Here is a 20,630-nt window from a genome sequence, read left to right on the forward strand (position 1 = left end):
CCAGGGCCATTGCACGCAGGGTTTGCCGGTGCCCGGCGGCTGGCGGATAATGCCGCCGATTGCCCGTCACTGGCAGCCCTGCTGCGCTGGCACCAAGCGTTTTGAAAAATAGAGGAAAGGATGGGCCTGAGCACTGTCACTGCCAAACAGCTTGAGGTGCAACGTATCGTCGATGCGTTGTTCAAGGCTATCGCCCAACATCGTCTGCCACCGGGCACGCGACTGATCGAAGCGCAAATCGTGGAAACCCTGCAAGCCAACCGCAACCATGTGCAGGTCGCGTTGCAGCGTCTGGCGATGCAGAAGGTGGTGACCATCGAGGCCAACCGCGGCGCCATGGTTGCCCAGCCTACTGCCAAGGAAGCCCGGGATATTTTCAGCGCTCGTCGCGCTATCGAGCGGGCGATTGTCGAAGGCATCACCCCGGCAATCATGCGCAAGCAGCGTCAGCGGATTGCGACGCACATGAACAATGAACGCAAGGCCACCAACGACACGGACCGCCGTGCCATCGTGCGGGAGTTGAGCGAGTTTCACTTGATGCTCGGCGAGATCAGCGGCAACACCGTACTGAGTGACATCCTCGCCAACCTGATGGTGCGCAGCTCGCTGATTGTGGCGCTGTATCAGCGTAACGATGTGCCGTCCTGCGCATCGGACGAACATCAGGAAATCATCACCGCGCTGGAAAACGGCAATAACGAGCGCGCCGTGGCGGTCATGCTTGAACACCTGGACGAGCTGGAGGGGCAGCTTGCTCTGGAGGAAAGCGCGCCGGAGGAGTTCAATTTGCGGCAGGCGTTGAGTGATTGAGAAGATCAGTCTCAAATATTGACGTGGGACCGGCCGGGCGGCGTTCCGTTTTAGCCGGGAAAGCGGTATTTCTGACGCCCCATTTTTAGTGACTGTACAGGCCTATTCCCGGCTAAAGCCGGTCCCACGTCATTGCGCTAATATCCAGGATGGCGCAGAACCTGTGGGAGCAGAGCTTGCTCGCGATAAGACTGGACGCGATCTAAAGTGAACCTCGTCCAGCCTTATCGCGAGCAAGCTCTGCTCCCACAGGGTTATGCGTACCGCATGCCTAATTATCCGGCTTCAGCAACACCCCAGCCGGGCGGCTAAACGTCTGTCGCCCCCCCTTGAAGCCCATCAACGGCGCGCTGATTTCGGCGATGACCGCCGCGGGCGAGGGCGCGTCGAAGACAATGAAGTCCGCTCGGCATCCGGGCAGCAGCCCGTAATCAGTCAACCTCAGCATGCGTGCTGATTCGCTGGACACCCATGCCAGGCATTGCAGCAATTGCGGCACGGTGCCCATCTGACTGACGTTGGCGAACAGGTTGGCCTGGCGGATCAACGAGGCGTCACCATAGGGCGTAAACGGGTTGCCAATGTTGTTGGTGGATACCGAGCATGTCACACCGCAGGCATGCAGATGCTCCAGCGGCGCGAGTCCACGGGGCTTGTTATGAAACGACGCGCGGCCCATCAGAAACAGATCGGTAGAGGGCAGACAGGTCACCTGTACGCCGACCTTGGCCAGGTGCAGGCCCAGCACGGTCATTTGCTCTTTGGGCAGTGTCGACAGCTTGGTCACATGGCCGATGGTCACGCGTCCGGCCCAGCCATGCAGTTGCGTGCAGCGCGCGACTTCCATGACCGTCATGCCTTCCGGATTCAGATCGAAATCCAGGTGCAGGTCCAGATCGCAGTCGTATTTCACCGCCAGTTCGAACAGGCGCTGGATCTGCCCGTCGGGATCGCTGTCCATGTAAGGGCAACCGCCCAGCACCGTCGCGCCATTCTCCAGCGCTTCGCACAACAAGCCTTCTGTTCCGGGATTGTTCAGCAGGCCTTCCTGAGGAAAGACACAGATTTCCAGGCTGATCGCCCAGGCGTAGTCAGCCTGCAAGCGGCGAATGGCATTAAAGCCGGTCAGACCGATTTGCGGATCAAGCTCCACATGGGTACGCATGTGAGTGGTGCCTTGCAGAATCGCTTTGTCCAGCACCAGCGCACCGCGGCGATACACATCTTCTTCAGTGAACTCGGCTTTGGCAGCACGGGTCTGGGCCACCGCCTCGGCAAGGGTGCCTTCGTGTAAATGGCAGCGCTGCATGATGCAGGCTTTGTCCAGATGGATGTGGGTTTCGATCAGGCCTGGCATCAACAACCGGCCTTGTAGATCAAGGGTTGCCCATTCAGTGACTGAAGGGCTGAAAGCCTCAACGTAATAGCCGTTTTCCACGTACAGCACGGTGTCGGAATTGGCGTTGGAATCGCCCAGCCGCGCATTGATGATTTTTAGAGTGTTCAAGCGTTGACCTCCTGGCCACTTTCGGCGCTTTCACCCAGATAAGCCGCCGCCAGTTCCTTGTCGTGACGCAACTCGGCAGCGCTGGCGGATTTGATGATGCAGCCGGTTTCCAGCACATAAGCCCGGTCGGCGACCTGCAGCGCGAGGTTGGCCATTTGGTCCACCAGCAGGATCGTGACGCCTTCATCGCGCAGAGCGGCCAGTGCGTCGTACAGCTCGCCGATCATGGCCGGTGACAGGCCCAGAGACGGCTCGTCCAGCAACAGGATTTTCGGTTTGGCCATCAGCCCGCGACCGACCGCGACCATCTGTTGTTCACCACCGGACAGCATGCCTGCCGGGTTGTCGATGCGGTCGCGCAAACGCGGGAAGCGTTTCAGGATCGCCTCGACTTCAGCCTCGGCGTCAAATGCTTCGCGTCGGGAATAGCCGCCCAGCAACAGGTTGTCGCGCACGCTCAGGTACGGGAATACCTGACGACCTTCCGGCACCAAGGCCAGACCTTTGCCTGCGATGCTGCTGGCACTGGCCTGTTCGATGCTTTCGTTGTCCAGCAGAATGCTGCCCTCGGTCGCCCGATGCAGGCCTGCCAGGCATTGCAGGATGCTGGATTTGCCCGCACCGTTGGCACCCAGAATCGCCACCAGCTCGCCGGGATTGACCAGCAAATTGACTTTATTGACCACTGCCGCAGCGCCGTAGTCGATGACCAGATCCTTGACGTACAGCAGCGCATCGCGACTGCCGTCCCAAGCCTGATCACGTGGTGTTGCCTGATAATCGGTACCGCCCAGATACGCCGCGATCACCTGCTGGTTCTGACGGATGTCGGCAGGCGGCCCCGACGCGATGGGCTTGCCCGCGTCCAGCACCAGCAAGTGTTCGGACACTGACATCACCAGCGACATGTCGTGCTCGACCAGAATCACTGTCAGGCCGAAGTCCGCCAGCTTGCGCAGGAGCACTGCGAGATCGTCCGTGTCGCGACGGCTCAGGCCTGCTGCGGGTTCATCCAGCAACAGCACCGCAGGCGCGGTCGCCAGTGCCCGGGCGATCTCTACCAGACGCCGATCAACGTGGGGTAAGTCCTCGGCGGCAATGTTTACCTCACCGCGATAGCCCACCAGAGCCAGCAAGTCCAAGGCGAGACTGCGTTGCTCAGTGGTCGACAGGCTGAAAGGCAGACCAAGACGACCTTTCTGCATGGCCACCAACAGGTTATCCAGCACCGACATCTCGCCGAACAGCAGGGTGGTTTGATAGGTGCGGGCGATACCGGCGCGGGCGCTTTTCCAGGCAGGCAAACCGGCCAGTGGTTGTTGCAGTTCGATCTGGCCGCTGTCCGGTGCATAGAACCCGCTGATCATGTTCAGCACCGTGGTTTTACCCGCGCCATTGGGGCCGATGATGCTGGTGATGCTTCCGGCAGGCGCATGCAGGCTGACGTGTTGCGCCGCCTGCACGCCGCCGAAGCGAATGCCGATATCGGTCACGCGCAAACCGGTGGACGGGCCACGGCTTTGCAAATGCGCGGCAATGCGCTGGGTGTTTATCATGGTGGGCGGCAACAGGCGGGTCGGTTTGATCCAGCGACGGGCAAGGGCGCCCAGCAGGCCGTTCGGCGCGACCCACAACACCAGCAACAGAAGCACCGAGAAAATCAGCAGACGGTATTCGGCGAAATCCGACAGTAGTTCCGGCACCAGCACGATCAGCAAGGCACCAATCAACGGGCCAAACAGCATGCCACTGCCACCGACGATCACCGCCAGGACAAACAGGATTGACTGCGAAAACGGAAAGGATTCAGGGTTGATGAACATCAGCAGGGGCGCAAGCAGACCGCCTGCCAGCCCGGTCAAGGCAGCTGAAAGGGCGAAGGCCAGGGTTTTGCTCAGGACCGGATTGAACCCCAACGAACGTGCGGCGATTTCAGAGGCTTTCACGGCAAGCATGGCCTTGCCCCAGGTGCTGTGACTCAGGCGCTGATAAAACAGCAATGCGCCGATCATCAATGTGCCAGCCAGCAGCGCGAGCAGTATCGCGGGATCAAGACCGGCAAACTCAGGCAGCGGAATGCCCATCAAGCCATTGGAGCCACCGGTCACGTCACGCCATTCGATCAGGCTGTGATGCACCACGAACGCAAAGGCAATGGTGATCATCGCCAGATAAGGGCCGCTGACCCGCAGTGCCGGAATCGCCAGCAGTGCGCCGACCAAACCTGCCACGATGCCCGCCAGGGGCAACGCCAGCCATAGCGGCCAACCGGCCATGGTCAGCAGTGCCGACACGTACGCACCAATGGCATAGAACGCGATGTGGCCGAAGGAGATTTGCCCGCTCAGGCCAATCAGGATATTCAGGCCGATACCCACCACTGCCGCCAGGGCGCAAAGGGTAAAGACCAACAGGGAATAGCTGTCCAGTGTGAAGGCCATGACGCCGCACACCACCGCGAGCAAGGCGATGAATACCGGAGCTGCGAAGTTTTTAATATCTCTCATACTTTCACCAGAGCCTTGCTGCCGAACAGGCCGTCGGGACGAATCGCCAAGGCAAGAATGACCAGCGCGAACGTAAATATCTGGGTGAAGGCGGAGCCGAAATACAGGGTGATCAAGGCTTCAGCCAGACCGAACAACAGTCCGGCCGCAAACACGCCACCGGCGCTGCCGATGCCGCCCAGAATCGCCACAGCGAACGCTTTCAGTCCAAACAACATGCCCATCTCGGCGTTGACGCTGAACAGCGGCGCAATCAACAAACCTGCCACTGCTGCGAATACAGTGGAAACAGCGAATGCGATCGCCACCACCCGATTGACGTTGATCCCCATCAGCATTGCCGCGCGCGGATTTTGCACGCAGGCCTCCAGGACCTTGCCCAGTCGGGTGTAGCGCCGCACCAGATACAGCGCGAGGGCAATGGCTGCCCCCGCCAGAGGAATCAGCAACTGCAATGCACCGACGCTGCTGCCAAATAGCTCGACATTGAGATTGACCAGGCTGCTTTCGAACTGACGAGGCTCCTTGCCGAAAGTGAACAGCGCCAGGTTGTCCACCAGAATGCCACCCGCCACCGTCGCCATCAGCCAGGCCTGTGAGCCGCGGCTGTGGAACGGCCGCACCAGCCACCGCTCGATCACCAGGCCATACAGCGCGCAGAGGATCAACGTAAGAGGCAGGGCCAGCCACAACGACCAGCCCCAGGTGATGCAGAATGTGTAACCCAGCACCGCGCCGACCATCATGGCGCTGCCCTGGGCAAAATTGACGGTGCGCGAGACGACGTAGGTCAGGTGAAAACCTAACGCCAGCAGCGCGTACATGCTGCCCAGGCCGAGGCCGGTAACGATGGCGGCGGTAAACATGGCGGCTCCTTAAGGCTTCAACGGTACGATCTGGTCATTGACGAAGTGCGTGAACAGATAGTCGTCCGGCCCCAGCGCATCGTGTTTCTGCACAGTGAACGGCTGCTTGTAGTGCTTGATCAGGCCGTCGTATTCACTGATGGCGTAGAAACCGTCACGCACGGCCTTACCGTCTGTGCTGCCGGCTTTCTCGATGGCCAGCGCAGTCAGATGCAGCGCGTCATAGGCATTGGCGATGCCCACCGCAGGCGTTACGTCAGCCAGGGTTTTGATTTGCGGGTAAGCGGCTTTCAATGCGGTGAGCAGTGCATCGCCCTTGGGGCTGTTGTTCTCGGTGAACACATAGGTCTGGATGAAGTGCACGCGGGAGGCATTAGGGCCAGCCAGTTCACCAAATCGACCACCGGCCGGACCCCAGTGGGAAACCACCGGCACGTCCCAGCCCATGCGATCCAGTGATTTGACCACTTGCGCCGAAGGGCCGACGTTACCCACCATCAACAAGGTATCGGCCCCGGCGTTTTTCAGGCGGGTCAGTTGCGGCACCACGTCCAGGTCGCTGTCCTGAATACGTTCAACACCGGCGTTAGCCAGGCCGCGTTTTTCCAGGGCGCGCTTGAAGCCAGCTTCGTTGGACTCGCCCCATGGGTTGTTGATGAGGATCATGCCCGGCTTTTTCATGCCCTTATCGACGCCGTATTTCACCAAGGCTTCGTCTACCAGCTCGTCGACTGCCGAAACCCGGAATACGTAGTTATCGGCAGCGCCGTTTTCGGTGATCTTCGTACCGGCTGCCCAGATGCCCATGAACGGCACTTTCATCTGATTGGCCAGCGGCACAATTGCCAGAGATACCGGCGTATCGAGGCCACCGAACAGTACGGTGACTTTCTCCCGCTGGACCAGCTCTCTGGCCGCCAGCATGCCTTTGGACGGATTGCTTTCGTCGTCGCGACGCACCAGCTCCAGTTGACGACCCAATACGCCGCCCTTGGCGTTGACTTCATTGATAGCCATGGTCAGGCCACGGGTCAGGGCTTCGCCGGATTTGGCTGACTGACCTGAAAGGGCCGCCACCAGACCCACCTTGATCGGCGGCTCCGCGGCTTGCGCGCCACCGAACATAGCCATATTGAGCGTGACTGCCGCAGCCACGGGAAACAGCAGACGTTGCAGGTTTGGAAGCCGGATAGCCATAGTGTGTTCTCCTGATTGCTAGCAGTTGCATATTTATTGCTAGCAAGTAGGATGCCAGTCGTGGTGGCCCATAGAACGTCTGTTTCGAGCGGTCTAGCCCAGCTTTACGCGCCAAATTAAGGCGGCTCGCACCATGTAGAGGCGTTCAGGTAATTTACTTAACCCGTGAGTCAGGAGATTCAGGAATGTCAGAAACCAATAAAGATGTGCAGATTGTTAGCAATTTCCTAGAGGCGTCTATGGCCCCGGATCCGGTTCGGGCCGCAACCTTCATGAGTGAAGACGTTAAGATCACCTTCACAGGCGGTCGCGTCATGCCCACCCCGCAGGACATTACTGCGTTCAACGGCTCGCGCTATACCTGGGTCAAAAAAGCGCTGGGCAATTTCGACTGGATGGATCGCGGCGATCACACCGTGGTGTATTCCAACGGCACGCTGTACGGCGAATGGCCGGATGGCAGCAGCTTTTCCGGCAATCGTTATCTGGACCGCTTTGAAGTGCGTGACGGCAAGATCACCCGCATGGACGTCTGGAATGACAGCGCCGAGTGGATGCTGGCGCCGGAGATTGCCAAGGCTTGATTGGCTGGAAAGGGCAGCGGTATGAACGCCTCATGTAGGCGCTGCCGAAGGCTGCGAGCGCATTTTTCCTGATGCACCGCGATCGCAGCCTTCGGCAGCTCCTACGGATCTTTTTTTGCCCCAATCATTAATGGTGGGTTAGACCTCAAACTGGCCTTTTAAAAGAACGTCGCGTTATGGTGGCGTTTTTTTACTCGTATTCGAGAGGCCGTTGTATGCGCTTTTCCCCTTTTGTCGAACGGATAGCCGGGCAGGGCGCAGCCGCCTGGGACATTCACTTCGCCGCCTGGCAGGCTCATTGTCGAGGGGAAGATGTCATTATCCTCAGCATTGGCGATCCTGATTTCGCTACCCCGGATTTCATTACCGAAGCGGCGGTCGGCGCACTGAGAGCAGGGGATACCCATTACACCGAGATCCCCGGAAGGCCTGCGTTACGGGAAGCCATCGCCGAGCGTTATGCCGCGCGCCTGGGTCGGCCGGTAGAGGCGGCCAATGTGATCACACTGGCCGGTGCGCAGAATGCTCTGTTCGCGAGCGCCCTGTGTCTGTTGCAAGCCGGTGATGAGGTTTTGGCGTTGGACCCGATGTACGTGACCTATGAGGCCACGCTCAGGGCAAGCGGTGCGACGCTGGTGCGCGTAAGTTGTGACGCCGATGCCGGTTTTCGTCCAGATATCAGCCGTATCAGCGCCGCCATCACCCCGCGTACCCGGGCCATTTTCCTCTCCAACCCGAACAACCCGACTGGCGTAGTGCTCAGAGCCGAGGAGCTGCAAGGGATTGCCGAACTGGCCATCGCCCATGATCTGTGGGTGGTCGTCGATGAGGTCTACGAAAGCCTTTGCTACGAACGGGAGCACGTCAGCCTCGCCAGCTTGCCGGGTATGGCCGAGCGTTGCGTGATCGTCGGCAGTTTGTCCAAATCCCATGCCATGACCGGTTGGCGGGTCGGCTGGATCATTGCCGATGCGCAGTTGGTCAGGCACGCAGAAAACCTGTCGTTGAGCATGCTTTACGGGTTGCCCGGCTTCGTCATGGCGGGCGCGATGGCGGCGGTGCTTGCTCATGATCAAGTTACGTCAGGCATGCTCGATATCTATCAGCGCAGGCGCGATCTTGTGGTGGCCGGATTGAGCGACTGTCCGGGTATCGAAGTGCGCAGCCCGGATGCTGGGATGTTCGTCCTGCTGGATGTGCGCGGCACCGGACTAAGCTCCCTGGACTTCGCCTGGCGACTGTTTCGAGAGGCGGGTGTGTCGGTGCTCGATGCAGCCGCCTTTGGTGAGCCTGCCCAGGGTTTTGTGCGGCTTTCATTTACCGTAAGTGATGATCAACTGGCGCGCGCGTGTGTGCGAATCAAGTCGTTCGTCGGCACGCTCTCCAAGTCTTGAGAGGTATTTTTGTGAACGAATTTATTGCTCCGGTGGACCCGGCCAAAGCCTATCGTTTGCTCAACCATGGCCCGACGGTGCTGGTCTCGGCCCGGCACGACGGGGTCGACAATGTCATGGCCGCTGCCTGGGCCTGCGCGCTGGATTTCATGCCCGCCAAACTCACTGTTGTGCTCGATAAAATCGCCAAGACCCGAGAGCTGGTCGAGCACAGCGGGTTATTCGTGATTCAGGTGCCAACTGCAGCTCAGTTGCAACTCACCCACGAGGTGGGTACCCGTAGTCTGTTCAACGAAACAGACAAACTGCAGCGTTCAGGCGTGGAGCTGTTCCGCATACCCGGTCATGATTTGCCCTTCGTGGCAGGCTGTTCCGCGTGGCTGGCGTGTCGCCTGATACCCGAGGCTCACAATCAGTCGACCTATGACCTGTTCATCGGCGAAGTCATGGGTGCCTGGGCGGATACGCGAGTGTTCAAGGACGGGCACTGGAACTTTGAAACGGCCGACCCGGCGTGGCGCAGTTTGCACTACATCGCGGGCGGGCATTTTTATGCGATTGGTGAAGCGCTGGATGTCGAGGCTGGCGACGAGAAGTGATGCGAGGTTCACGCCATCCTGAAAACGAATGGCGTGATTTACAACGGTCTACAGCGACTGCCGTCTTGCGGGTTGTTACTTCTTCACGACGTGGCTGGTGGAAAGATTGGTGTAGGTGACTTTCCCGCCTTCAGTGGGATAGCCGACGTTGTCCAGGGTGTACACCCCGGCCTTGAAGTAAAAGGCGTAGCCATACCAGGCAGAGTTGAGAGTGGTCTGCGCCGCCACGTTATTGATCATCACGGTGAGTTTGCCAGTGGGCGCCATCTGAATCGAGTAAGTGAAGGCCTTGTTCATGGGCATGGGGGTGCTGTACATCACCGGGCTTTTTTCGTCGGCTGGCTTGACGCGATATTCCAGATCCACGAATCCGCCCTTGGCGGTGTAGCGATAGACCATCTTCAGCAAGGGCGTCGGGGCGTTTTTGGCGTGGATTTGCGCCACTACAATTTTGCCCGTCGACGGCACCTGATTGACCATTAGTGCGCCGACCATGGTATTGGTGCCGCTGTTATACAGCCAGTTCAGGGCGTTGCCGTTGGAAAGGGTTTCGCGCAACTCCGTGCGAGGGTAGTCGCTGGTGCCGGAGTGCGAGCCGGTCACCGGTGCCCACATCACAATGCCGTTGCTGCTGACTTTGAAGTATGGACTGTTGAGGCTGCTGACACGTGCGGTTGTCACGGTGAGGGCCGGTGTTTCAATGGGCAGGGTAAGGTTCCAGACACTGAGGTCGATCATGGGGCTCTCGCACGGGCAATGCGCCCGACCAGTCCCGGGACGCTGCGTGCTTTAACGGCAAGCCCGGCGTTTGGTTGATAGCCGTCGGGCTGATGGCGAGTGGGCAGGCGACGGACGGCAAAATGCTTTGCAGGCTCAGGCAATCCGCAGGACCGAATTTATTTAGGAAAGCGGTGTTACAGGTGGACCGAGTCGCCCTCATCGCGGGCAAGCCCGGCTCCCACAGGATTCCCTGATGACGTGGGACCGGCTTTAGCCGGGAAGAGGCCAGTACATTCAGTCCATCTTCATCGCCAGAAATACCGCCTTCCCGGCTAAAGCCGGTCCCACGTCGGCTTGCGGGCAAACATGGAATCTCCCACAGGACCATGACCCTCCTGACAGTCCGACCCTCAACGGGTTTGCACCAGCTCCAGAATCACATTCCCCGCCGCTTGCGGCTCGATCAGCAGGCGCTGTGAACCCGCTAGATGCGGCACTTTGTTGCTTTGGATAATGGCTCGCGCCGCATCCAGATCTTTAGTGTTGATGCGCAGTGCGATCGCGTGGGGTCGTTGGCTGGCCGCCTGAGGCAAGTTGACCCCGGCAAACTCGGTTTGCGCTGCAGTCAGGGACATGGCGCGTAGCAGCCCGCAGCCGGTGTCGGCCTCCAGCACATCGCCGTTGTAGCGAACTGCATCACCGTACAACGCTTTCCATCGGGTTTCGAGCTGGGCTGGGTCCGCCAGGTAAGTCACCGCAAGAATGCCGTCGGCACCGTTTGGATGGTTTTGCCATTCAGGCACCCAGATCAGCTCCGGGCGGTGCTGATGGCAAATGAAGTTGGAAACGTCCGGATGCTCTTCATCCATGAATAGGCCCAGCGAAACGACGGCTTCGTCCGGGCTGCCATCGGGCAGGGTCATTTTGCGCCGGAAATCGATACGACCCTGGCTGGCCAACCCTGCATGGGTAAGGCGCCGATAATCAGCGTCGGCGTCTTTGCTGTGCAGGGCGACCAGTGAAACGCCTTCTTCACCGCGGTCCAGAAACGTGCCCAGCTGACGTCCGAAGCAAAAGCCATTGACGGAGTTGGTGCCAAACTTTGCGGCGTCATCCACTGCGATGATTTCGATGAAGTTGCTGGGGAACATCACCAGCGTCGTGACAGTGCCCCACGGGTGGTAGCTCACCGGCGACGGTTCAAAGCCCATCTTGCGATACAGCTCTAGTGCCTGTGGATGGTTGCGTACGGTCACCAGCGGGTGGTCAATACCTTGAGTGGATTGGGCGGCTGCGGCCATGGTCATTGCTCCCGTTGAGTAAGAGTTTTGGAGGTCAGGGTGGCCAGCGATTGCGGTGCGCTACCGACAATTTTTGCCGGAGTGCCCGCAACGACAGCACCCGCTGGCACCGGTTTGAGCACCACCGCGTTGGCCGCGACGATGGCCCTGGGACCCACTTCAATATTGCCCAGCACGGTCGCACCCGCGCAGATCAGCGCGCCGCGGCGGATTTTTGGATGACGGTCGCCGACTTCAGCCAGGGTGCTGCCCAGTGTCACACCGTGCCAAAGGCTGACTTCATCTTCTACGACGGCGGTCTCGCCAATCACCAGGCCAATCCCGTGATCCACAAACAGCGCTTTGCCCAATCGTGCTGCCGGGTGGATATCAATGCTCCAGGTATTGGCTGCCCAGTTCTGCAACAGCACTGAGCTCTGGATATCGCCCTCGTTCCACAAGGCATGACCAATGCGATAAGCCTGAACAGCGAGGATGCCGCGGAAGGTCAGGAAAGCAGTCAGGTGATCAGGACAGGCCGGGTTGACGATGACCAGGTGATTGATGTCTGCCGCTGCGTGGGAAGCAATATCGGGGTTGGCTTGAATGACGTCGGAGAACCAGCTCGTCAGATCAATGTTGACGGCCTGATCCTTGAGCTGCCGGGCGAGGTTTGCTGCCAGGGCTGCGGCGAAGGAGGGCTGCGCCAGAATGCCGTTCTCTACGTAATGGCTGAGAACAGGGTTGCGATTTGCAAGCTGATGAGCCTGATCTTGCAGACGCTGCCAAAGGGAATCCATGACCTTCTCCTTTTTGGATGGGTCGAGTATGGGCAGGCAATGGGTGCGCTATCAATCCTTGCGGGGCTGCAGCTCTGTTGCTTTTTTCGCAACTCAGGAGGGCGGGCGCTTGCGGCGCTGCTAACTGCCCGCAAGCTTGCTCTAAACCGTTCGGCCTGTAGGAGCGGCTTTAGCCGCGAGAGCGGTATTTCTACCGAAGCAAATCAGGCGATTGTCTAGACGCTCTCCCGGCTGAAGCCGGTCCTGCAGAATGAATTCCAGGTCCAGCGGTTTGGAGTGTTGGGATTCAGGTCAGGATCAAACCAGATACTTGTTAAACCACTCCAGCGTCCTGTCCCATGCGAGCTTGGCCGCCGCTTCGTCATAGCGTGGCGTGGAGTCGTTATGAAAGCCGTGGTTGGCGCCGGGATAGACATACGCCTGATAGGTTTTGCCTGCGGCTTTCAGTGCCTGCTCATAAGCGGCAGCGCCTTCGTTGATGCGCGTGTCCAGTTCGCCGTAGTGGATCAACAGCGGTGCCTTGATTCTTGGCACATCCTCGGCTTTGGCCTGACGTCCGTAAAACGGCACGGCGGCGGCCAGTTCGGGGTAGGCAACCGCTGCAGCGTTGGCAACACCACCACCGTAACAGAAGCCGGTAATGCCGACTTTACCGGTGGTTGCGTCGTGTTTCATCATCCACTCGATGGCGGCGAAGAAGTCGTTCATGAGCTTTTCCGGGTCCACGGTCTGCTGCAGTTCGCGGCCTTTGTCGTCGTTGCCGGGATAGCCGCCGACCGAAGTCAGGCCGTCGGGGGCGAGGGCGATGAAACCGGCTTTTGCTACGCGGCGGGCAACGTCTTCGATATAAGGGTTAAGCCCGCGATTCTCGTGGGCCACGACCACAGCGGGTAATTTGCCGGTCGCTTTCGCCGGACGCACCAGATAACCGCGCACCTGCCCGTGGCCTTTGGGGGAGGGATAGTTGACGTACTCTGCGATGATGTCCGGATCGGTGAACTCCACCTGCTGGGCCATTGCGTAGTTGGGGCTCAGCGAAGCAAGAACAGCACTGGCGGTCAGGCCGAACACAGTGAAAGCGGCTGCGCGGTCAAGAAATTCGCGTCTGTTGATCTTGCCGTGGGCGTAGTAGTCGTACAGCTCAAGCAGTTCAGGGGAAAAATCTTTCGCGGTGAGACGTTCCATCTGTTCGCTCCTTCATCGGTGAGTTGGCTGATTAAAGCAGTCTTTGCCGGTGAGGCAAATGGGCATTGGTGAACTGTCCCTGGGACAACGCTCCTATCAAACAACAGGTGACTTTCTGAATTGACGCAAATCCTGTGGGACCGAATTTATTCGGGAAGAGGCCAGTACATCAGTCAGATCATCGTCGCCTGGAATGACGTCTTCCCGGCTAAAGCCGGTCCCACAGGTGCTCTGTTTGCTGCGCGAAAGCGCGGTGCCATTAGAGATCAGGGCCGCTCCTGCTGAGCAGTGCGGCGTTGCGCGCTCTGTTCTGCTGCCAAGAGCGGGTATGATGGCGCTACTTCGGGCCGACGCTGCCGGTCCGGGGACGCCTTAAGTCTGGAGTCACCACCTCGATGTTCACCGTCACCCGTTTCGAAAACCCGCCTCCGGAGTCGATCAAAAGCCAGATCATGCAGATGGTGGTCGACTACATCACCGATATCAGCATGGTCAACATTGCGCCCAGCAATCCGCTCTACAGCCTTTACCAATATGGCGTCGGCTATGAGGTTCACCTCTACATCGACGCCATGGACGGATCAAAAGGGATTCCTGTTGAGTTGATTGTGGCGCTGGATGCTGAAGAGCCGGAGACGGTGATCGGCTTCTTGCTCTATCTGCCGGTCAAGGATGATCCCGACGCCTGCGCGGTAGCATTTATGGCTGTACAGGCCAGCAAACGTCGCAAAGGCGTGGCGCGCGCGATGCTGGCGCAGATGACCGAGCGCTACCCCCATGCAGAGCTGGCCTGCCGCGCTGCGGCGGTGCCGCGTTTCGAAGCGATGGGGTTTCAGGTGCTGGCCGCTCGCGGTCCGCAGGTATTGATGAATACCCGGGATCACGGCACTGACGGTCTGGTCGCCGTACTGGATGTCGCGCCGATCTACAATTCGCTGGAGATTCGGCAAATTCACGCCTATTTACTTCAGCAGCACGGAAAACGGCCGATGATAGAGGCCGAGAAGCAGCGTGATCGGCATCTGGATCAATTAACCCGGCAAGCCAAAGCACTGGTTGATGCGCGCCAGAGGCCCGCGTCGAACGAGACTATCGACTAAGCGAACAAGCGAATGTCGGTAAAAGTTCGCTCCGCAACCTGTATCCGATTACAATTACCGTTTGCGGTTCCCGATACACGTGTACATATGTGCTTTACAACGCATGACCTTTTGTTAGGCAAGTAGCAGATGTTGTTCCGTGAAAGACCTGGGTGCTGGTTGTAACGAGGTTGTCGGAGCAGTTTGTTCTGACGATGTACCAAGAGATTCAATGTCACTCAGCAGCTGAAAACAATGGCAAACAAGAAGTCAGCTCAGGAGAGACAAGAGAGTGAGGTTGATAGCAGTGCATCAGCCTTGAATGTCCCGCCGTCGGTCCTGCCGATCGCCGCAGTTCACGATATGCCTGCAAGCATGCGTGGAACCGGTCATCAGATGCGTAGATTGACGGCGGGATGACGTTCTATCCTGGAAAAATCACAGTATGTTAAAAAAAGTGAACACAGCCCTCCTGGGCCTGGCGCTGTCGATGGGACTGACGCCTTTGCATGCAGAAGAAACCAAGAAAGTCGATGTGTTGCTGATCGGTGGCGGCATCATGAGCGCTACCCTGGGCACATGGCTCAACGAGCTTGAGCCGAGCTGGACCATGGAAATGGTCGAGCGCCTCGACAAAGTTGCCGAAGAAAGCTCAAACGGCTGGAACAACGCCGGTACCGGTCACTCTGCCTTGGCCGAGTCCAACTACACCCCGTACGGCAAAGACGGCAAGATCGAGATCGCCAAGGCTATCGAGATCAACGAGGCGTTCCAGGTCACCCGTCAATTCATGGCGTGGCAGGTCAAGAATGGCGTCCTGAAAAACCCGCATTCGTTCATCAACTCGACTCCACACATGAGCTTCATGTGGGGCGACGATAACGTCAAGTTCCTGAAGGCCCGCTACGAAGCGCTGAAAACCAGCCCGTTGTTCGCCGGCATGCAGTACAGCGAAGATCAGGCTCAGATCAAGCAGTGGGTTCCACTGATGATGGAAGGGCGTGATCCAAACCAGAAAATCGCTGCTACCTGGACGCCACTGGGTACCGATGCGAACTGGGGCGAAGTCACTCGCCAATACGTTGCCAACCTGCAGACCAAGCCTAACTTCGACCTGAAGTTGTCGAGCGAAGTCAACGAGATCACGCGCAACAAGGACGGCAGCTGGCACGTCGAGTACAAAAACCTGAAAGACGGTACTACTCACGGCACTGACGCGAAGTTCGTGTTTGTTGGCGCTGGCGGTGGTGCATTGAAACTGCTGCAAATCGCTGACATCCCTGAGGCTCGCGAATACGGCGGCTTCCCGGTCGGCGGTTCGTTCCTGGTAACTGAAAACCAGGATCTGGCAATGCAGCACATGGCCAAGGCCTACGGTATCGCGTCGACTGGCGCGCCACCCATGTCCGTACCGCACCTGGACACCCGTGTCCTGGACGGCAAGCGCATGATCCTGTTTGGTCCGTTTGCAACCTTCTCCACCAAGTTCCTGAAGGAAGGTTCGTATCTTGACCTGCTGTCGACCACCACGACCCATAACGTGTGGCCGATGACCAAGGTTGGCGTTGAGCAGTATCCGTTGATCGAGTACCTGGCAGGCCAATTGATGATGTCGGATGACGACCGCTTCAATGCTCTGAAAGAGTACTTCCCGCACGCCAAGAAAGAAGACTGGCGTTTGTGGCAAGCCGGTCAGCGCGTGCAGATCATCAAGCGTGATGCCGAGAAAGGTGGTGTGTTGAAGCTGGGTACTGAGGTTGTTTTCTCTCAGGATCGCTCTATCGCTGGCCTGCTGGGCGCGTCCCCAGGTGCCTCGACTGCACCTCCGATCATGATCGACGTGCTTGAAAAAGCCTTCAAGGACAAGGTTGCTACTCCAGAGTGGCAAGCCAAGATGCGCCAGATCGTTCCGAGCTACGGCACCAAGCTCAACGGTTCGCCTGAGCGCGTTCAGCAGTCGTGGGATTACACCGCTGAAGTCCTGCAGCTGACCAAGCCACCGGTAATTGACCCGGCAGCTTATCCTGCTGCCAGCGCTGCACCGGCCAAGCCTGCGAAGCCACAGCCAAGCAATCCAGCTTCGGATATGGCTCTGTAACACGCCTTATCGTCAGACGCGTGGGTTTTCATGTGGTCGGCAGCGACCACTTGAACCCCCGACAAGAAACCCGGCCCTGCTTAATTGCAGTGCCGGGTTTCTACGTTTCAGGCCAGTTGAAATTTATAAGCGAGTGCTAAACCCACAATTAATTATGGGATTAAGGGTTAATACCTTCGGCTTGAAAATCTCGTTTGCCTGATTTGATAAATAAGCTATGTTGTAAGACGTCGTATAAGACAACTCGGTCTTTTGCGCGATTTCCTCCATTACCAATAAACAATAACAAGGAATAAACATGAACAAGCGTTTCAAGCTGCTCGTTGCGTTTCTCTGCCTGTTCGGCGGTTACACGGCTACGGCTCATGCCTCGGATCAAGCTGACGTTGAGAAGGCTGTCGACAAACTGACTCAGGCCATGTGGCACAAGGATATTGCTCAACTGCAGGCACTGACTGCTGACAACCTCACTTACGGGCATTCCAGCGGCAACATTCAGGACAAGAAAGCCTTTATCGCGGATATCGAAACGGGCAAAAGCGCGTTCAACAGGCTTGAGATGCAGAAGCAGCAGATCACTCTGTCGGGTGATACCGCTCTGGTTCGCAACCACTTTTCCGCAGAGGCTGTGAACAGCGGCAAGGTTGTCCCGACTGAAATCGAAAACTTCCAGATCTGGCAGAAGCAGGACGGCAAGTGGCTGCTGATCGGGCGTCAGGCGTTCAAGTTCTGATGTGAGGGTAAGCACCGCTCTCATGACTGCACTGTCCGTTGGAGCGAGGCTTGCCCGCGAAGAACGATGACGCGATCTGCCTGACAGACCTCATCGAACGCTTCGCGGGCAAGCCTCGCTCCAACAGGGCCTATTGGTTTCGCAGCCTCCGGCAGCTCCTACAAAGTTTGCGGGCTAGCCACAATTCGACTTACCCCCCACGCTCGACTCTAACCACAGCTCATCCAGATTACTGAATCCCCATTCCTTCGCTGATTCGCGACCCACGATGCGATCCTGGCCCACCAGTGCAGCGAGATTGAGAGTGGTGTGCGCGATGTGCTGATTGCTGTTGGCGCAGAAGAACACCCGAACCTTGGGCGTGAGCAGCGATTTTTCATGCTGTTCGGTGACCACTCCAATACGTCCGCTTTGCAGGCGGACCAATGCGCCGACCGGGTAGATGCCCACGCATTTGACGAAGGCCTGAAAGACCTTTTCGTCAAAATGCCCCTGCCACTGGGCCATGCGATGGATGGCATCAGCCGGACCCCAGGCTTCTTTATAGGGGCGATCCGAAGTTACCGCGTCATAGACATCACACACGGCGCCCATTCGTGCGAACAGGCTGATCTGACTACCGGCCAGCCTGTGGGGATAGCCAGTGCCGTCGATTTTTTCATGATGATGCAGACAAACATCCAGGACCCGAGGGCTGAAGTGCTGGCTTTGCCTCAACATATTGGTCCCGCACTGCGAGTGGCTGCGCATGGTCTCGAACTCCTCATCGCTGAGCGCGTCAGGTTTGTTGAGGATGGTCAGCGGGATCACGACTTTACCGACGTCATGCATGAGACCAGCGATACCTGCTTCGTGAACCAAAGCAGGCGGAAGTCCAAGCTGGCGGGCGAGGGCGATCATCAGTGCGCAGACTGCGACCGAATGCATGTAAGTGTATTCATCACAGGTCTTGAGACGTGCGAGGCTGATCAAGGCATCGGGGTGCCGGGAAAGCGAGTCGGAGATTTCCTCGACCAGTTCGCTGACCTGCTCAGTTTCAATGATCTTGCCCATGCGCAAATCGCTGAACATCTTCTCGACCGCTGTTCTGGAATGAGCACACAGCTTGAGCGATCGGGAAATTTCCTGATTCAGCGCGACCCGGTGTGGAATAGGTTTATTAGCGATGTTTTGCAGGCTGATCGGCAGTGCGGGATCTGATTGAACAGGCGCGGCGGGTACAGGGCTGACACCACGACTGTCATCAATCCAGAGCTCCGCGACTTTTGCGTCGAGGATGCGTTGCAGATCATGCTCGTTGGAGAGCATGAATCCGTTTTTCCAGAATGACTGCTCTATCCCTGAGCCGCAGAATTCGTGTACGTACATGCCGAGGCGTAGCTCGGCCACAGAGATATGTTTCAGCACGATAGTGACTCTCTTTTTGTTATGGCTGAAGTTCGCAATCAGGCCTTCGGCACTGATCGCGCTTTCTCGCAGTTGCTACACCGAAAACCTCGCGACCAGACGATTGAGGCCTACGGCCAGTTGCGACAGCTCGTTGCTGGCCAGTGAGGTCTGACTGGCCGCAGATGAGCTTTGTGAGGACAGGTCGCGAATGCTCACCAGGTTCTGATCAACCGAGCGGGCGACTTGCGCCTGTTGTTCTGAGGCTGTGGCAATCAGCATGTTTCTTTCGTTGATGTGGGAAATTGCCGCTGTGATTTCTTTGATTGCGACACCGGCCTCATGGGCGATCTGCAATGTCGACCCGGCTTCAAGTGTGCTTTGTTTCATTGACTGTACTGCCAGGGTCGAGTCTTTCTGAATGCCCTGAATCATCTGCTCGATTTCCCGGGTGGACGTTTGCGTTCTGTGGGCCAGTGCGCGGACTTCATCCGCCACCACGGCAAACCCACGGCCTTGCTCGCCTGCTCGGGCGGCCTCGATAGCGGCGTTCAAGGCCAGCAGGTTGGTTTGTTCGGCAATGGAGCCAATCACATCCAGCACTTTGGCGATATGTTGTGCCTGGTTGGCCAGACCTTCGACTTCAATGCCTGTACGCTCGACCGTAGTGCTGAGTTTTTCCAGCGAGGCGATGGTCTGGCTGACGCGCTCCTGTCCGGTCTGTGCCGAGCGCTCAGATGCCTGGGTTGATTGAGATGCAGCCACCGCATTGCGGGCGACTTCTTCGACCGCGGCAGTCATCTGGTTGACGGCCGTGGCGGCTTGCTCGGTTTCCATGCTTTGGCGCTGAATGCCAACGTTGGATTCTTTGGTGATCGAACTCATTTCCTCAGCCGCCGAGGCGAGTTGTCCCGATGAGTCGGAGATATGCTGGATCGTCTCTTTAAGATTCGCCAGCATGGTTGCAGTAGCGGTCTGCAGCTCGGTCATTTCATCTGCGCCGCTGATTTCAACCGTGGTGCGTAGATCGCCGTCGGCAATTTTCCGGGTAGTGATCAGCAGGGTTTGAATTGGCTGGGTAATACTTCGAGTAAAGGTCACGGCCACGAGCACCGTAACAATGACGGCGATAACAATGAATATCATTGAGATATAACGGCCGCTGGTAAAACTTTCATCTGCGAGCGAGCCGGATTGCTGCGCGCCTTTTTCGTTAATGCCTATCAGCTCTTCAATAGCGCTTTGCAGCGCCACCGCCTGGGGCTTGGAAGTATCCTGGATGAATATCGCCATTTCCTGATAAGTGCGGGTTTTACTTAACTCCATCAGTTCGTCGATCTTGCCTTGATAGGCACTGACATTCGCCGAGACCTTATTGAACAGTTCTCGCTCGGCGGCGTCGCCGATCATAGGTGCGTAATCTTGCGTGGCTTTGCTCAAGTTGGCTTTAAGTTGATTGATTTTTTTGATCGACGCTTCGCCCAAACGTGCGTCATCCATGACAAATCGCCTGGCGTCCAGACGATACAGGAGCATCGCAGTCTCGATGCGGCCCGCCTGTCTGACGCTGGGCAGCCAGTTTGTCTGCAGGTCGGAGGCTGAGTCGTGAATGTCATCCATCTTGAATAGCGAGGCGACGCCAAGACCAATCAATAGAAGACAAATGATGCCGAAGCTGAGCAGGGCTCTGGTGGTCAGTTTTATATTTCTTGTTTTCATACCGAGATACCTCGAATCGCCACGCTGCGATAGCTGAGATTCAACCGATCTAGCTGCTGGCGACTTGATATCACTGTAGTCGCCAATATGTGAAAAAACCATCACCCGTGTAGAAAAGTTTTGTCGTTTTACACAGGTCTGGTTATTCAAGTTCATCGGCGTT

At 57.7% G+C, this 20,630-nt stretch carries 16 protein-coding genes and 1 pseudogene; 7 read left to right on the top strand and 10 right to left on the bottom strand.

Features of this window, described 5'->3' with window-relative positions; genetic code table 11:
• Positions 1-120: 120 nt before the first annotated feature.
• Positions 121-813 (top strand): GntR family transcriptional regulator, encoded by a 693-nt coding sequence (locus CKW31_RS14285; protein WP_027900974.1) that lies wholly within the window; start codon positions 121-123, stop codon positions 811-813.
• Between the two features lie 271 nt (positions 814-1,084).
• Here the strand turns inward: CKW31_RS14285 and CKW31_RS14290 are convergent, their stop codons facing one another.
• The 4 genes from CKW31_RS14290 to CKW31_RS14305 are packed head-to-tail and all read right to left on the bottom strand — an operon-like array spanning position 1,085 to position 6,890.
• The gene (locus tag CKW31_RS14290) at positions 1,085-2,320 is read right to left on the bottom strand and encodes an amidohydrolase family protein (RefSeq protein WP_095095959.1); all 1,236 of its coding nucleotides are present in this window, start codon (positions 2,318-2,320) and stop codon (positions 1,085-1,087) included.
• A complete protein-coding gene (locus CKW31_RS14295; RefSeq protein WP_095095962.1) occupies positions 2,317-4,827 on the bottom strand; it encodes an ATP-binding cassette domain-containing protein in 2,511 nt (836 codons plus the stop codon). The genes CKW31_RS14290 and CKW31_RS14295 overlap by 4 nt, the downstream gene beginning before the upstream one ends.
• Entirely contained in the window at positions 4,824-5,693 is an 870-nt protein-coding gene (locus CKW31_RS14300) for a branched-chain amino acid ABC transporter permease (RefSeq protein ID WP_095095965.1), read from the bottom strand. Before CKW31_RS14300 ends, CKW31_RS14295 begins: the two co-directional genes overlap by 4 nt.
• A 9-nt stretch (positions 5,694-5,702) precedes the next feature.
• Entirely contained in the window at positions 5,703-6,890 is a 1,188-nt protein-coding gene (locus CKW31_RS14305) for an ABC transporter substrate-binding protein (RefSeq protein ID WP_095095968.1), read from the bottom strand.
• 185 nt (positions 6,891-7,075) lie between these two features.
• On the opposite strand from CKW31_RS14305, the gene CKW31_RS14310 reads away from it, so the two are divergent.
• From CKW31_RS14310 to CKW31_RS14320, 3 genes and pseudogenes are all read left to right on the top strand, one after another.
• A complete protein-coding gene (locus CKW31_RS14310) occupies positions 7,076-7,474 on the top strand; it encodes a nuclear transport factor 2 family protein (protein ID WP_095095972.1) in 399 nt (132 codons plus the stop codon).
• Positions 7,475-7,689: 215 nt separating this feature from the next.
• Positions 7,690-8,859: pseudogene (locus tag CKW31_RS14315) on the top strand (pyridoxal phosphate-dependent aminotransferase); the annotation flags it as partial.
• Positions 8,860-8,879: 20 nt separating this feature from the next.
• Positions 8,880-9,467 carry a flavin reductase family protein gene (locus CKW31_RS14320; RefSeq protein WP_095095978.1) on the top strand — a complete coding sequence of 196 codons (588 nt, stop codon included), beginning with the start codon at positions 8,880-8,882 and terminating at the stop codon, positions 9,465-9,467.
• Positions 9,468-9,542: 75 nt separating this feature from the next.
• Here CKW31_RS14320 and CKW31_RS14325 read toward each other — a convergent pair whose 3' ends face one another.
• The 4 genes from CKW31_RS14325 to yghX form a co-directional block, all read right to left on the bottom strand.
• Positions 9,543-10,205, bottom strand: coding sequence for a polysaccharide lyase family 7 protein (locus CKW31_RS14325; protein WP_095095981.1), 663 nt, complete (start codon positions 10,203-10,205; stop codon positions 9,543-9,545).
• 392 nt (positions 10,206-10,597) lie between these two features.
• A complete protein-coding gene (locus CKW31_RS14330; RefSeq protein WP_095095984.1) occupies positions 10,598-11,488 on the bottom strand; it encodes a VOC family protein in 891 nt (296 codons plus the stop codon).
• Between the two features lie 2 nt (positions 11,489-11,490).
• Entirely contained in the window at positions 11,491-12,267 is a 777-nt protein-coding gene (gene epsC, locus CKW31_RS14335) for a serine O-acetyltransferase EpsC (protein ID WP_095095988.1), read from the bottom strand.
• Between the two features lie 297 nt (positions 12,268-12,564).
• Entirely contained in the window at positions 12,565-13,452 is an 888-nt protein-coding gene (gene yghX, locus CKW31_RS14340) for a YghX family hydrolase (RefSeq protein ID WP_095095991.1), read from the bottom strand.
• Positions 13,453-13,847: 395 nt separating this feature from the next.
• On the opposite strand from yghX, the gene CKW31_RS14345 reads away from it, so the two are divergent.
• The 3 genes from CKW31_RS14345 to CKW31_RS14355 all read left to right on the top strand — a co-directional run bounded on the left by CKW31_RS14345 (position 13,848) and on the right by CKW31_RS14355 (position 17,362).
• Entirely contained in the window at positions 13,848-14,552 is a 705-nt protein-coding gene (locus CKW31_RS14345; RefSeq protein WP_095095995.1) for a GNAT family N-acetyltransferase, read from the top strand.
• 424 nt (positions 14,553-14,976) lie between these two features.
• A complete protein-coding gene (gene mqo, locus CKW31_RS14350) occupies positions 14,977-16,629 on the top strand; it encodes a malate dehydrogenase (quinone) (protein WP_095095999.1) in 1,653 nt (550 codons plus the stop codon).
• Positions 16,630-16,927: 298 nt separating this feature from the next.
• Positions 16,928-17,362: a nuclear transport factor 2 family protein gene (locus CKW31_RS14355; protein WP_049826922.1), complete on the top strand. Its 435-nt coding sequence runs from the start codon at positions 16,928-16,930 to the stop codon at positions 17,360-17,362.
• A 174-nt stretch (positions 17,363-17,536) separates the two neighbouring features.
• On the opposite strand, the gene CKW31_RS14360 is transcribed toward CKW31_RS14355, so the two are convergent.
• Both CKW31_RS14360 and CKW31_RS14365 read right to left on the bottom strand, forming a co-directional pair.
• A complete protein-coding gene (locus CKW31_RS14360; RefSeq protein WP_095096002.1) occupies positions 17,537-18,769 on the bottom strand; it encodes an HD-GYP domain-containing protein in 1,233 nt (410 codons plus the stop codon).
• A 75-nt stretch (positions 18,770-18,844) separates the two neighbouring features.
• Positions 18,845-20,623, bottom strand: coding sequence for a methyl-accepting chemotaxis protein (locus CKW31_RS14365; protein WP_371856744.1), 1,779 nt, complete (start codon positions 20,621-20,623; stop codon positions 18,845-18,847).
• Positions 20,624-20,630: the final 7 nt, after the last annotated feature.

This window comes from Pseudomonas sp. Irchel 3A5 (genome assembly GCF_900187575.1).
In the GTDB taxonomy this organism is placed as follows: domain Bacteria; phylum Pseudomonadota; class Gammaproteobacteria; order Pseudomonadales; family Pseudomonadaceae; genus Aquipseudomonas; species Aquipseudomonas folii.